The following is a 13,798-nucleotide window of genomic DNA, read 5'->3' on the forward strand; positions in this document are numbered from 1 at the left end:
GGGGCCTGCGTGCTGCTGCGCTCCGCGTCACTGCGCTTGTTCGCCGCGGCGCTGGTTAATTTTGCCTCCGCGCTGCGCGACGATGTCGTGGGCCACGTCCACCAGCTGTCGGGCAGACTCATCCCAGTTGAACTCCCCGGCACGTTCGACGGAACGCCGTGAGGTTTCCTCCCACCCCTCCCGGTCCTGCAGCTTTTTTACGGCTTCCGCGAACTGCCGGGGCGAGGCAGGGTCAACGTAGCTGGCGGCATCGCCGCCCACTTCCCGGAAAATGGGGATGTCGCTGGCGATGACCGGTGTGCCCAGGGCCATGGCCTCGACGAGTGGCAGGCCGTACCCTTCAGCCCGCGAAAGGCTCACCAGTGCGGTGGCGGTTTTCAGGAAGGAGGCGTACTCCTCGTCGGTGACGCCGTTATGGAAGACCACGCGGGCTCCGGGGGGAACGAGCTTCTCCAGTTCGGCGCGCCGCTGCGGGGTTACCCGGCTAAGCAGGTGCAGCGTGAAGCCGGGCAAGTCCGCCATGCCGGCCACCATGGTTTCCACGTTTTTGTACGGCATGAATGAGCCCATGTACACGAGGGAAAGTTCGGCACCGGCTTCCGGGACGCGGGGCTCCTGGGCCGGCTGCGGCGCATTGCTGATAATCCGGACGGGTTTGCCCGTGAGCCGGTACTTGGCGATCAGGGCCTCAGTGGTCCGGCTGATGGTGGCGACGACGTCGGCCCGGTTGAGGAGCAGGCGCTGGGGCCAGTATGCCTTGTGGTAGAGCCGCCAGAGCAGCCGCACAGGCGCGGGCAGGAAACCCGGGGGTGCCGGGTGCTCGTAATAGATGAGGTCGTGCAGGGTCAGGACCAGCCCGTACTTGCGGCCCCAGGTGCCCATCGTCTGCATCGGGCAGACCACCACGTCCGCACCCAGCGGATTGATCCTGCGGGCAACGAACAGTTCCGCGGGGGAGAGGGGGCTGTTAATCAGCGTGTGCGGAACATCCGGCAGCAGGGCGAGCTGGCGGATGTCGGAGATCAGCATGGAAACATCAGCGATCTTCGAAGTGGCCGCGATCAGGCTGGCGCCGTAGCGGCTGATGCCGTCGTGGTGGTCGGTCCTGGTAAAACGGGCGTCGATGACAATCTTCACGCGGGGTGGTCCTTCAGGAAGCGGCGGATGTAGCCGGCCGCGGGCTCCGGCGTCTCGTAGTGGATCAGATGGCCAACGCCCGGAATGACCTGAAGTTCGCCGTCGGGCAGCAGGGCGGCGAGCCGGTGCTGGTCCGGCAGCATGGCAATCTCGTCCTCCTCACCGGCGATGAGCAGCACCGGCAGGGTCAGGCTGCCGGCCACCTCGGCCACATGGCTGCTGACGGAGGCGGTGAACGATTCGAGGAGGCTGTCCCGGCTGGCAAACGCACTGAAGTAGGCGTGGTGCTGGCCGTGGATGAAGCGCCGGAGGTCCCGGTCGCCCGTCTTGGCCATGGTTTCGCTCATCACCCGGACAATCGCGGGGCTGCGCAGCAGGGCAAGCCCAAGCGGGCGGGGCAGGCGGGCGGCAAGCCGGTAGTACAGCACGGCCAGCCTTGTCATCACTCCTTTGGGACCTTCCAGCGCAGGCGCGGCGATGGGGTTGATGAGGACCAGGGGATTTACGGCGCCGGGATGGGCGGCCACGAAGTGGGCGGCAATGATGGATCCGAAGGAGTGCCCCAGCAGAACGGTGTCCGGCCCCAGGCCGAGGGCCGCCATGAACTCGGTGATGAACGCGCCGTAGCCCGGCACTGTGTGTTCACCGGACCCAAAAGCGTCTGAGCTGCCGAAGCCAGGCAGGTCCGGCATGATGATCCTCATCTCCGGAAGCTGATCGGCCACGCGAAGGAGTCCGTGGTGGTCGCCGCGGAACCCGTGGATCACCAGGATGGTCCGGGTCCCAGGGGTCACCTGCACAGGCTCATAGGTCCAAAAGGCCACCTTCCCCCCTGCAAGCTGCAGGGATGAGTCGCGCGTACGGCCTGCCAGTTCCGGGCTGAAGAAGGCGGGCGCGGGGGACTGCCCCGGGGATGTGGTTTTCATACAGATCCTAATTGACGTTATCCGGGTGGGAACCGGTGCGCTGTCCGCGGTCCAGCCCGGCGAGCGCATCCATGTCCCTGGCCGAGAGCTCGAAGCCGAAGACGTCCAGGTTTTCCCGGATGCGCGCCTCGGAGCTTGCCTTGGGGATGGCAATGTTTCCCAGTTGTATGTGCCAGCGGAGGATGATCTGCGCCGCTGTCCTGCCGTGTTCGGCGGCGCATGCCTGAACGACCGGGTCGGCCAGCACGTGTCCGCGGCCCAGGGGGCTCCACGCTTCGGTCCTGATCCCGAGGTCATCGTGGATCTTCCGCAGTTCCTGCTGCTGGAGCCAGGGGTGCAACTCGATCTGGTTGACCGCAGGTGTTACCTCTGCCGTCTGCAGGAGCCGGTCAAGGTGTGCAGGCTGGAAGTTGCTGACACCGATGGCCCGCACCTTTCCCTCCCGGTAGAGCGTCTCCATGGCCCGGTAGGTTTCGGGAAACAGTCCGCGCCGGGGGCAGGGCCAATGGATGAGGTACATATCCACGTAGTCGAGGCCCAGGTTGACCATTGAGCTGTCGAACGCACGCAGGGTGGCGTCGTAGCCATGGTGGTCGTTCCATACCTTGGTGGTGACAAAGATGTCCTCCCGGGCGGGTGCAGGGAAAAGTTCACCGGAACCGCCGCTGCCCGGCTGCGTACCGGGCTCGGAACTGATGCCGCGCGCCACCCCCGACTCGTTTCCGTACATGGCAGCGGTATCGAAGTGGCGGTACCCGGAACCGAGAGCCATGGCAACGAGTCCGGCCGCATCGGATGACGGCACCTTGTACAGGCCGTAGCCCAGTTGGTCGATCAGCACGCCGTTGTTCAGGCTCAGCCGCGGGGAGATCCTCATAGCCATGACTCTACCTACTTGCCACAGCCAGCCCCTCCAGTCCCACTAAGCGCCGCGCGGTGGCTTCGTCGAGGATCAGGTCCGTAGCGAGGCGCGCGGCCAGTGCGCCTTTGAGCCCGTTGATCTTGGAGACCCCGGAAACCACGCAGATCCTGCGGCGGACCTGCCGAAGTTCGGCGAGGGCCGGGCCGGTGGACCGTTCATTGAGGACGATCCCGTCCGAGGAACCGTCAGCACGGAAGAATACGGTTGCGACGTCGCCCACGACGTCGGACGTCGCCAGGGTGGTGAGGTCGCCCTCGTCCAGATATCCGCCGGCATAGACGTGGCTGGGGTAATCGGCGTCCACTGATCCGACGCCGAAAATTGCGATGCTCATCTTCGCCTGGAGTTCAAGAATGCGCTGCACGCTGCGTTCATTCCACATGGCCGTTTTGGTGGCCGCGTGGTCGAAAAAGGCGGGTACCGGGAACTGTTCCACGCGCGCACCGTAGGCACTGCCGAAGCGGCGCATGATGTCGCTTGCGTAGGTAATGCCTGTTGTGTGCATATTGCCGGCACCGTTCAACTGCACCACCACGCTGTCGTGGGTAATCTTCCTCGTCAGGTGCCGGCTGACGGCGCTGAGGGTGGAACCCCAGGCGACGCCGATTATCGCATTGGAATCCACCAGCGGACCGATGGTGCGGGCCGCCTGCATCGCCACCCGGTCCAGGGTTTCAGCCTCATTAAGTGTTTCCACCACGGGCACAACGTGGGCGTCAACCCCGTACCGGCGGCGGATCAGGCCCTCAAGCTCCGGTCCGGTGTCCAGGGGGTTGCGGATCTGGACCTGGACCAGTCCAGAGTCCCGGGGCCGAGGATAAGAGGCGTGAAACTGTGGAGCGGGATGTGCGCAGCTCGCGGGCGATGGCGTCCATGGTGAGGTCCTGCAGGTAATACATTTGTGCAGCTCGAAGGGCGTCAGCATGCCGGGAAGGGTCCACGGGAACTCCGTTCTGCACGTTTGTGCATATCGCTTGACTCCATTTTCCATTACTCCAAACAATAGTTGAGAACGGTGGATCACTTAGCTGTGTCCGCGCCACACAAAGCCCAAGGGAGTTGTTTTGGGACCCAAGGATTTACCTGCCCGCCCGGGAGCACCAAAACCGGGAACCGAGCGCGCATCAGTGCACAACCTGCGGCTCCGTCCGCATGCCAAGGTGCTGGTGGTGGGTGGCGGGATCAACGGGGTGGGAACTTTCCGCGACCTGGCCTTGCAGGGAGTGGACGTTGCACTCGTGGAACGCGGTGACTACTGCCAGGGGGCCAGCGGAGCGTCCTCGCACATGATTCACGGCGGCATCCGCTACCTCGAGAACGGCGAGTTCCGGCTGGTCCGGGAGTCAGTGGTGGAGCGCAACCGGCTGCTGCGGATCGCACCGCACTACGTCAAGCCCCTTCAGACCACCATCCCCATCTTCAGTACCTTCTCGGGAGTGCTTGCGGCCCCGCTGCGTTTCCTCACCCACAAGCAGCAGGGGAAGCCCAAGGAGCGCGGCGCCTTCCTCATCAAGCTCGGACTCAGCCTGTATGACTCGTTTTCCCGCGACGGCGGCACGGTGCCACGGCACCAGTTCAGGGGCCGCCAACGCGCCCTCGCAGAACTTCCCGGCCTTCGTCCGGACGTCAAGTATGCGGCCACCTACTTTGATGCTTCCGTGCACAACCCCGAGCGGCTCACGCTCGATGTCCTGCAGGACGGCGAAAAAGCCGGCCGCGCATCCGGTACCAATGCCCAGGGCAGCACCGCCCGTGCCAGCAACTACCTGTCACTGATATCCATGACCGGCGAGCCCAACCGCGGCACCGGCAGGGGCAGCACGGTCAGGCTGCGGGATGAGCTGACCGGTGAGGAGTTCAATTTCACCGCGGACGTCATCGTCAACACCACGGGCGCCTGGGTGGACCTCACCAACGAAGCCATGGGAAGAACCTCCGCGTTCATGGGCGGTACCAGGGGTTCGCACATTGTGTTGGACCACCCGGAGCTCCTTGCCGCCTGCCGGGGACGTGAAATCTTCTTCGAGCACACCGACGGCCGGATCGTCCTCATCTATCCCATGGGGGACCGCGTCCTGGTCGGCACGACGGACGTGGACGCCGACATGGCCCAGGACGCCGTCTGCACTGACGAGGAAATCGAGTACTTCTTCGAACTCATCGGCCACGTCTTCCCGACCATTGCCGTCAAGCGCGAACAGATTGTCTACACGTTCTCCGGTGTGCGGCCGCTGCCCCGCCATGACGCAACCCAGCCCGGATTCGTTTCACGGGATTACCGGATAGAGCGCCAGGGCCCGGGAAGCAGCACCGCCGGGGCGGGCGCCGTCGTTATGAGCCTGGTTGGAGGCAAGTGGACCACCTTCCGTGCACTGGCTGAACACCTCACCAACGACGTCCTCGCCGAACTCGGCATGCAGCGGAAAGTCTCGACGGCGCAGCTCGCCATCGGCGGCGGCGCCGGCTTCCCCGCGGACGAGTCAGGCGTGCAGAAGTGGATCAAGGAGCACATGACGGACGGCCGCGACGCGGACCGGACCGCCGGGTTGCTGACCCGGTACGGAACGCGGGCGGAATCGGTCATGGCACACCTCGATGGCGGGCCGGACCGCCTGCTGCACTCCACCCGCGAACTCAGTGTCCGTGAACTGGAGTTCATGGCGTCCCATGAGCAGGTTGGGCACCTCGTGGATGTCCTCATCCGCCGCACTTCCCTGGCCTTCCGCGGCCTTGTGACGGGAGAGCTGCTCAACGAGATGGCGGACGTACTCGCCGTTCCCTTGGGGTGGGATTCCGCAGCACGGGCAGCCGAGATCCGGCACGCGCAGGATGTGCTGCAGCGGTTCCACCGCGTAGAAACGCACAGCCTGGTCGCATAGGACAGGCTGGCCGCCGGGGCGCTGGACCGCCCCGGTCCACGGTCCTTCAACCCGCGAAGGACTGACAACAGAAAATAGAGGAGTCAAAGATGTCTCTTGGAATTGTTTTCCTTTCCGAAGTCTTCGGAACGGCGATGCTGACCCTGCTGGGTTGCGGTGTCGTCGCCAACGTTGCCCTGCGGGGAACCAAAGGCAACAGCGGCGGGTTCCTGATGGTCACCTGGGGATGGGGTGTTGCAGTTTTCGCGGGTGTCTATGTGGCCGCGAGGTCCGGCGCGCACCTTAACCCGGCGGTGACGCTTGGCCTGCTCGCAAACGGAGCCGAGGAATACGCCCCTGACGTTCCCGTGGATTTCGCGTCAACGCTGACCTACATCGGCGGGGAACTTCTGGGCGCGTTCCTCGGCGCCGTCGTTTGCTGGCTCGCCTACAAGCAGCATTTCGACGCCGAGGAGGAAGTTGCCAGCAAGCTCGCCGTTTTCTCCACGGGCCCGGCCATCCGTTCCACCCCGTGGAACCTGGTCACCGAAATCATCGGCACCTTCGTACTCGTGTTCGTTATCCTCACCTTCGGCGGGACGCCCTCCGGCCTGGGACCGCTGGCCGTTGCACTGCTGGTTGTCGGCATCGGTGTATCCCTCGGCGGCCCGACGGGCTACGCCATCAACCCCGCCCGCGACCTCGGTCCGCGCATCGCCCACGCCCTGCTGCCCATCAGGGGCAAGGGCTCCAGCGACTGGGGCTATTCCTGGATTCCCGTGGTTGGGCCGATTGTCGGCGGCGTCCTGGGCGGCGTTGTAGCGCGGCTGGTCCCGATCATTGCCACAGCAGCAGCCTGACCTCCCACCTAAGCCACTGCCAAAAACAGCACCGACACAGACAAGGACGTCACCATGAGCCAGTACGTAATCGCCATCGACCAGGGAACCACCAGCACCCGCGCCATCATTTTTGACCACAGCGGCAGCATCGTCTCCTCCGGCCAGATGGAACACGAACAGATCTTCCCCAAGGCGGGGTGGGTGGAACACGATCCCGCCGAAATCTGGAACAACACCCGCGAGGTCATCGCCTCCGCCCTCTCCAAGGCCAGCCTGACGCGGCATGATGTTGCCGCCGTCGGCATCACCAACCAGCGCGAAACTGCCGTGGTGTGGGACAAGACCACCGGCGAAGCCATCTACAACGCCATCGTGTGGCAGGACACCCGCACCCAGGACATCGTGGACGAGCTGGCGAGGGACGGGGGAGCGGACCGGTTCAAGCAGAAGGTCGGCCTTCCGCTGGCCACCTATTTCTCCGGCACCAAGATCAAGTGGATCCTGGATAACGTGGAGGGCGCCCGGCAGAAGGCTGAAGCGGGCGACCTGGTCTTTGGCAACACTGACGCCTGGGTCCTGTGGAACCTCACCGGCGGGGTGGACGGCGGTGTCCACGTCACCGATGTGACCAACGCGTCGCGCACGCTGTTCATGGATCTGGACACGCTGCAGTGGGATGAGGAAATCCTCGGCATCTTCGGCGTTCCGCGGTCCATGATGCCGGAGATCAAGTCCTCTTCCGAGGTTTACGGCACGGTCCACACCTCGCAGCTTCTGCGCGAGGTTCCCGTGGCGGGCATCCTCGGCGACCAGCAGGCAGCCACCTTCGGCCAGGCCGCGTTCCAGACCGGTGAAGCCAAAAACACCTACGGAACCGGCTGCTTCCTGATCTTCAACACCGGTGAGGAAATCATCCATTCGAAGAACGGGTTGCTGACCACGGTCGGCTACAAGCTCGGCGACGCGGCACCCCACTACGCACTGGAAGGCTCCATCGCTGTCACCGGCTCGCTGATCCAGTGGCTGCGGGACAACCTGGGCATGATCAGCAGCGCCCCGGAAGTGGAAACCCTCGCTGCGTCCGTCAAGGACAACGGCGGCGTGTACATCGTCCCGGCGTTCTCCGGGCTCTTTGCACCGTATTGGCGTTCCGACGCCCGGGGCGCAATTGTGGGTCTCACCCGGTTCGTCAACAAGAGCCACATTGCCCGGGCAGCGCTGGAAGCCACGGCGTTCCAGACCCGCGAGGTGCTCGACGCCGTCAACGCCGACTCAGGCGTTCCGCTCTCGGAGTTGAAGGTCGACGGCGGCATGGTGGCCAACGATGCGCTGATGCAGTTCCAGGCGGACATCCTTGGCGTTCCCGTGATCCGGCCGAAGGTGGTGGAGACCACCGCCCTGGGCGCGGCCTATGCCGCCGGCCTCGCTGTCGGTTTCTGGAAGGACCTCGGCGAACTGTCCTCCAACTGGTCCGAGGACAAGCGCTGGGAACCCCAGCTGGACCAGGCCGAACAGGACCGCCAGATGCGGCAGTGGAAGAAGGCCGTCACGAAGTCCATGGATTGGGTAGACGCGGACGTGCGGTAGATCCTCACGACTCCCAAAAAGGGCCAGAGACTCCCCGCCCGTCCCCTGCTGCTCCCAACACTCGCAAGCTCGTGTCGGGGCCCTCGCAGCAGTGGGCCCCTCACGAGTGCCCACCACACCATGGCGGGGGAGCCTCTGGCCCTTTTTGTTCACCGGGTCAACTTGGCCCTCGTGGCTGTGAGGTTAGGGGGCCGCCTCCCTTGCTATTTCTCTGTGCCGCCTTCACAAGCGGCGGGGTTCCTTAGCGGCAGTCCCCGTGGGTTTCGATGGTGCCTGCGTTGCCGTCTACTGTTACCAGTTGGCCTGTTCTAAGGACTTGGGTGGCGGTGCCTGTTCCTACTACTGCCGGGATGCCGTATTCGCGGGCTACCAGGGAGGCGTGGGCTGCCAGGTTGCCTCCGTCCGTGACCACCGCTGCCGCCTGGGCGAACAGCGGAGTCCAGGCTGGTGCTGTTGCCCTGGTCACCAGGACCTCGCCCGGTTGGAACTGTGCAAAGTCCCCGGGGCCTTCGACGATGCGGACCCGGCCCCTGGCCCGGCCGGGGCTTGCGGGGTGGCCCACCAGCGCGCCGTGGGGAAGATTGGCTGTGCTGCGGGCCGTGTTGGCCACCCGGTCGAAGGTGTTGCCGAACATCGGAAGCCCGCCAAGCACCAGCGGCGCGGCCAGTTTCCGTTGGCGAAGCCAGTCCTGCCGGCGTCCAGCTACATTGTCCTGCTGCGGCGGCGCGTCGAGCCGAAGATCCTGTTTTGTCAGGAAGTAGACGTCGTCCGGGCTGTTGATGATGCCCGCCTGTTCCAGCTGCTTCCCAATTTCGGCGGCGCAACGGCGAAGCAGCGGCCAGCCCAGGGTAAAGTCCCGCACCTGTTCCTCCCGGAGCAGGGCATAGTGCTGGGCAACCGCAAGTAAACGGTCGAACCGGCGCAGCCGGCGGGAGTCCTCGAGGATCGAGCGGCAAGCCTCCTCCGCTGCCCGCCGTCGATTGGCCGCGGCAGCAGCGGCGGCGGCACTCCGGAAGTCACCAGCGGACGGGACCGCAGGGCCTGGCTCTTCGCCCGCCGTAGGGTGGTACCAGTCGAGGCTGTAGACGGCGTGGTCGACTCTGGCCGGCAACGCCGGGGCAAGGCCGCCGAGCAGCACCTGGTAGCCGCCGCCGTCGTACAGTCCCTGCTCCTGCCGGGTGGCTAAGGCGGGAGCAAGGTGCCTGCGCCAGAATCTGGCCAGGACCAGCTCCATTTTCCAGGCCGCCCCGCCCGTGGCGGCGAAGAACCAGAGATACTGTCCGGCCGCGCGCGCCACTTGTCCAATGAGGTCCATCCGCCCGGCCAGGGTTGGCGGCAGCGGGACACCCTTGTAACTGTCCACCAGCCTGCGGTAGGCAGGGAGGCGTTGGCTGCGCCATTCCAGCTCAAGGTCCCGCAGGACGGCGCGGTCTGCACCGGCAGGGTCGATCATGGGGCGGACCACCGAGGTGAAGAAATAGGGCAACGAGCGCGGCGCGCCGCCAAAAACCAGGTGGGGGAGGGGCCCGGGGTGTTGGCGGGGCCACGTAGTACCAGCCATTCACTGTGGCATTGCCCATGGGAACCCGAAGGCCCGTCGAGCGGAAAACGGCATCGTTGTAGGCGGCATCCATGCAGGAAATGATCCAGTCCATAAAGAGCGGTGTAACAGGTTCCGGCAGCCATTCACCGAGCCGGAAGTTCCGAAGCCAGGCGCCCTTTCCCGGGGCCCGCCACACCGCCGGTTCCGGAACGGCTGTCATCGGACGCGCCTGCAGGACCTGGACACGCCCGGAACGGTCCATCGCCCACTCCACGTCCTGCGGGCAGCCGAAGTGCCGGGCGACGCTGCCTGCCAAGGCGGCGGCCGCCGTCGCGCTTTGCCTCGTCAGCACAGATCCTGGCGGCGCGGCAGCAGCACCACTCCTGCGGCTGACCCGTCCACTCCGCGCCAACCACTCCTCGCCGCGCTCCCGCCCTCCCACCAGACTTTCCCCGAGCCCCTTCACAGCGGAAATCACCGTCTCGTCCCGGGCTCCGGTCAAGGGATTCGCGGTGAAGGCAACGCCGGCAGCCGCGGCGTCCACCATCTGCTGCACGAGGACCGCCATGGTCCCGACGCCGGCGGGAGCTGCGTCGCCAGCGTCCGGCAGGGCGTCCGGATCGGCGTGTAGTACAACATTTGCGTGGTCGGCCGGCCGCAGGCGGAGGGATTCTTGGTAGGCCCGGACACGGCCGGCGTCAGCCGAACCGAAACAGCGGATGATGGCTGACGGAAGGTCTCCGCCCGGCACGTCCAGGTAACTTTCATACATCCCGGCGTAGGAGGCACCGGGCAGGTCTTCGGCCGCGGCCGAGGAGCGGACCGCGTACGGCCCGGGGCCGGCCATGAGGGCGGCGGCCTGCAGCTGGCGGTCCCACGCATCCTGGTTGTCTTCCGACCGGGCGTCAAAAGCCGCGCGTGTGACGACGAAGCCGGGAGGAACGGGAAACCCTGCGGATTTCAGTTCGGACAGGGCTGCGGCTTTGCTGCCGGCCTCCTCCCGCGTCAGGGGAAGAGGTCCGCCCAGGCGCGGAAAAAGGGCGCCTCCAGAGGGGCCGGCACTGAAAGCAGCACCGGCGTCATCGCCCAACTCATCACCAGAGTCATTGCCCAAGGAGCCACCTGCCGGGAACGTAGCTGGATTGCCGGCTCAAGTCTAGTGACGCAGGGCGCCGGCGGTACAGGTCAGCCGCTCAACGTCCTGGCCCCGGGGTGCGCTAAAGTGGTTGCATGCGTGCGATCCTTCTGCTTAGTTAGCCGCCCGGCATCCGAAACAACGGATAACCGTGCGGCAGCCCCTCCATGGAGAGGGGCTTTTGTGTGTCCGGGCTTGTTTCCGGGCCGCGGCAGGAGGATCAGGCCGTTATGGCAGCACAGATGCCGTAACAGAACAGAAGAGGGCAGCAGTGGGCGTTCAGCCGGAGACAGAGACCGGAACAGCAGCAGTGTCGGCGGAGGTGCCCGAGGAGGGTACGTACAGTTTTGCCGCAATGGAGGCCAAATGGCCGCAGGTGTGGGAAGACCTCAAGGTCTTCACCCCTGTCGACGACGGGTCCCGGGAGCGGCGTTACGTGCTGGACATGTTCCCCTACCCGTCCGGGGACCTGCACATGGGGCACGCCGAAGCGTTTGCCATGGGTGACGTCGTGGCCCGTTACCTTCGCCAGCAGGGCTACGACGTCCTGCACCCGATCGGCTGGGACTCCTTCGGCCTGCCCGCCGAGAACGCCGCCATCAAGCGCAACGCCCATCCCAGTGAGTGGACCTACGCCAACATTGACACGCAGGCCGCGTCCTTCAAGCGCTACGCCATCTCCGCTGACTGGTCCCGCCGGCTGCACACCTCGGACCCCGAGTACTACCGCTGGACCCAGTGGCTGTTCAAGCGCTTTTACGAGCGCGGCCTGGCGTACCGCAAGGATTCACCGGTCAACTGGTGCCCCAAGGACCAGACCGTGCTGGCAAACGAGCAGGTTGTCAACGGCGCCTGCGAACGCTGCGGCACCACCGTCACCAAGAAGTCCCTGAACCAGTGGTACTTCAAGATCACCGAGTACGCTGACCGGCTGCTCGATGACATGGATGAGCTGCGGGGCCACTGGCCCGAGCGGGTGCTGGCAATGCAGAAGAACTGGATCGGCCGTTCCGAGGGTGCGCACGTCAACTTCGTGATCGAAGGCGACGGCGGCAAGCCTGCCAAGGACGTCACGGTCTTCACCACCCGTCCCGACACCCTGTACGGCGCAACTTTCTTTGTCGTTGCCGCGGACGCGCCGCTCGCCGTCGAACTGGTTACGCATGAACACGCGGCTGCCCTGGACGAATACCGTGAGCAGGTCAAAGCGCTCACCGAAATCGAACGCCAGTCCACGGAACGGGAGAAGACGGGCGTCTTCACCGGCCGTTACGCCGTCAACCCGCTGAACGGGGAGAAGCTGCCTGTGTGGGCAGCTGACTACGTCCTGGCCGACTACGGCACGGGGGCCATCATGGCCGTGCCCGCCCACGACCAGCGCGACCTCGACTTCGCGCGGAAGTTCGGCCTCCCGGTACGTGCCGTCCTGAACACCGGCGAGGAAGACCCCGCAGTGTCCGGCACGGCCACCGCGGGGGAGGGCACGCTGATCAACTCCGGGGACCTGGACGGACTGCCCAAGGCTGAGGCCATCCCGGCCGCGATCGCCATCCTGGAACGCCAGGGCACCGGAGAGAAGTTCGTGAACTTCCGGCTGCGCGACTGGCTGCTCAGCCGCCAGCGGTTCTGGGGCACCCCCATCCCGATCATCCACTGCCCGTCCTGCGGCGAGGTTCCCGTGCCTGATGAGCAGCTGCCCGTCACCCTGCCGGCAGACCTCCGCGGCGAGGACCTGTCGCCGAAGGGGACGTCCCCGCTGGCTGCCGCAGAGGCCTGGGTCAATGTTGAATGCCCCAACTGCCACGGACCGGCCAAGCGCGACACCGACACCATGGACACCTTTGTGGACTCGTCCTGGTACTTCCTGCGTTTCGTCTCCCCGGAGTTCACGGAGGGTCCCTTCGACCCGGCGAAAATTAACGACTGGATGCCGGTAGGCCAGTATGTGGGCGGTGTGGAGCATGCCATCCTGCACCTGCTCTACGCCCGCTTCTTCACCAAGGTCATCCACGACCTGGGCATGATCGACGCCGACGAGCCGTTCAGCGCCCTGCTCAACCAGGGCCAGGTCCTTAACGGCGGCAAAGCCATGAGCAAGTCCCTGGGCAACGGCGTTGACCTCGGCGAGCAGCTGGACAGGTACGGCGTGGATGCCGTCCGGCTCACCATGATCTTCGCGTCGCCTCCCGAAGACGACGTCGACTGGGCCGATGTTTCGCCGTCGGGCTCCGCGAAGTTCCTGGCCCGCGCGTGGCGGCTGGCGCAGGATGTCACCAGCGAACCCTCTGTTGACCCCGCATCCGGGGACCGCACGCTGCGCTCGGTCACGCACCGCACCATCGCGGACGCCGCGGCGCTGCTGGACAACAACAAGTTCAACGTGGTGGTGGCCAAGCTGATGGAGTTGGTCAACGCGACCCGAAAGACCATAGATGCCGGTGCCGGCGGGTCTGATCCCGCGGTACGGGAAGCTGCCGAGGCGGTTGCCGTCATCCTCAGCCTCTTCGCGCCTTACACCGCGGAGGATATGTGGAACGTCCTGGGCCACCCGGCCTCGGTGGCGAACGCCGGCTGGCCGGCCCACGACGCGGCCCTGCTGGTACAGGACACCGTCACCGCGGTGGTTCAGGTCCAGGGCAAGGTCCGGGACAGGCTTGAGGTCTCGCCCGACGTCTCCGAGGACCAGTTGCGCGAACTGGCGCTGGCCTCGGACAACGTCCAGCGCGCCCTCGACGGCCGCGGCATCCGCACCGTGATCGTCCGCGCCCCTAAACTGGTCAACATCGTCCCGGCATAGGCCGGACCGGGCCGCCGGAATCCTCCGGCGGCCCGCTGTGACTCCAGGAGG

Annotated in this window: 9 protein-coding genes and 1 pseudogene; 4 read left to right on the top strand and 6 right to left on the bottom strand. The window is 65.6% G+C overall.

Features of this window, described 5'->3' with window-relative positions; genetic code table 11:
* Positions 1–27 precede the first annotated feature (27 nt).
* From QFZ70_RS08705 to QFZ70_RS08720, 4 genes and pseudogenes are all read right to left on the bottom strand, one after another.
* Positions 28–1,137 carry a glycosyltransferase family 1 protein gene (locus QFZ70_RS08705; protein ID WP_307094968.1) on the bottom strand — a complete coding sequence of 370 codons (1,110 nt, stop codon included), beginning with the start codon at positions 1,135–1,137 and terminating at the stop codon, positions 28–30.
* Positions 1,134–2,063, bottom strand: a complete 930-nt coding sequence (locus QFZ70_RS08710; protein WP_307094969.1) for an alpha/beta fold hydrolase — start codon at positions 2,061–2,063, stop codon at positions 1,134–1,136. The genes QFZ70_RS08705 and QFZ70_RS08710 overlap by 4 nt, the downstream gene beginning before the upstream one ends.
* Positions 2,064–2,070: 7 nt before the next feature.
* Positions 2,071–2,940: an aldo/keto reductase gene (locus tag QFZ70_RS08715; RefSeq protein WP_307094970.1), complete on the bottom strand. Its 870-nt coding sequence runs from the start codon at positions 2,938–2,940 to the stop codon at positions 2,071–2,073.
* A 10-nt stretch (positions 2,941–2,950) separates the two neighbouring features.
* Positions 2,951–3,884, bottom strand: a pseudogene (locus QFZ70_RS08720) (sugar-binding transcriptional regulator).
* A gap of 165 nt (positions 3,885–4,049) precedes the next feature.
* Here QFZ70_RS08720 and QFZ70_RS08725 point away from each other — a divergent pair.
* The 3 genes from QFZ70_RS08725 (at position 4,050) to glpK (ending at position 8,272) form a co-directional block, all read left to right on the top strand.
* Complete coding sequence (locus QFZ70_RS08725; protein WP_307094971.1) at positions 4,050–5,864, top strand: glycerol-3-phosphate dehydrogenase/oxidase; 1,815 nt, start codon at positions 4,050–4,052, stop codon at positions 5,862–5,864.
* 89 nt (positions 5,865–5,953) lie between these two features.
* A complete protein-coding gene (locus QFZ70_RS08730; RefSeq protein ID WP_307094972.1) occupies positions 5,954–6,703 on the top strand; it encodes an MIP/aquaporin family protein in 750 nt (249 codons plus the stop codon).
* A gap of 54 nt (positions 6,704–6,757) precedes the next feature.
* On the top strand, positions 6,758–8,272 hold the full coding sequence (gene glpK, locus QFZ70_RS08735) for a glycerol kinase GlpK (protein ID WP_307094973.1): 1,515 nt from the start codon (positions 6,758–6,760) through the stop codon (positions 8,270–8,272).
* A 241-nt stretch (positions 8,273–8,513) separates the two neighbouring features.
* Here glpK and QFZ70_RS08740 read toward each other — a convergent pair whose 3' ends face one another.
* Together QFZ70_RS08740 and QFZ70_RS08745 are read right to left on the bottom strand one after the other, a co-directional pair.
* A complete protein-coding gene (locus QFZ70_RS08740; RefSeq protein WP_307094974.1) occupies positions 8,514–9,725 on the bottom strand; it encodes a PEP-utilizing enzyme in 1,212 nt (403 codons plus the stop codon).
* Positions 9,679–10,929, bottom strand: coding sequence for a PEP/pyruvate-binding domain-containing protein (locus QFZ70_RS08745; RefSeq protein ID WP_307094975.1), 1,251 nt, complete (start codon positions 10,927–10,929; stop codon positions 9,679–9,681). The genes QFZ70_RS08740 and QFZ70_RS08745 overlap by 47 nt, the downstream gene beginning before the upstream one ends.
* A gap of 292 nt (positions 10,930–11,221) precedes the next feature.
* Here QFZ70_RS08745 and leuS point away from each other — a divergent pair, with 292 nt between their 5' ends.
* Positions 11,222–13,747, top strand: a complete 2,526-nt coding sequence (gene leuS / locus QFZ70_RS08750; protein ID WP_307094976.1) for a leucine--tRNA ligase — start codon at positions 11,222–11,224, stop codon at positions 13,745–13,747.
* Positions 13,748–13,798 lie beyond the last annotated feature (51 nt).

This window comes from Arthrobacter sp. V1I9 (genome assembly GCF_030817075.1).
Taxonomy (GTDB): Bacteria; Actinomycetota; Actinomycetes; order Actinomycetales; family Micrococcaceae; genus Arthrobacter.

Coding starts and splice junctions, on each gene's coding strand:
- QFZ70_RS08715 (WP_307094970.1), bottom strand. CDS start 2,940: ATGAGGATCTCCCCGCGGCTGAGCCTGAACAACGGCGTGCTGATCGAC.
- glpK (WP_307094973.1), top strand. CDS start 6,758: ATGAGCCAGTACGTAATCGCCATCGACCAGGGAACCACCAGCACCCGC.
- QFZ70_RS08740 (WP_307094974.1), bottom strand. CDS start 9,725: ATGATCGACCCTGCCGGTGCAGACCGCGCCGTCCTGCGGGACCTTGAG.
- QFZ70_RS08730 (WP_307094972.1), top strand. CDS start 5,954: ATGTCTCTTGGAATTGTTTTCCTTTCCGAAGTCTTCGGAACGGCGATG.
- QFZ70_RS08710 (WP_307094969.1), bottom strand. CDS start 2,063: ATGAAAACCACATCCCCGGGGCAGTCCCCCGCGCCCGCCTTCTTCAGC.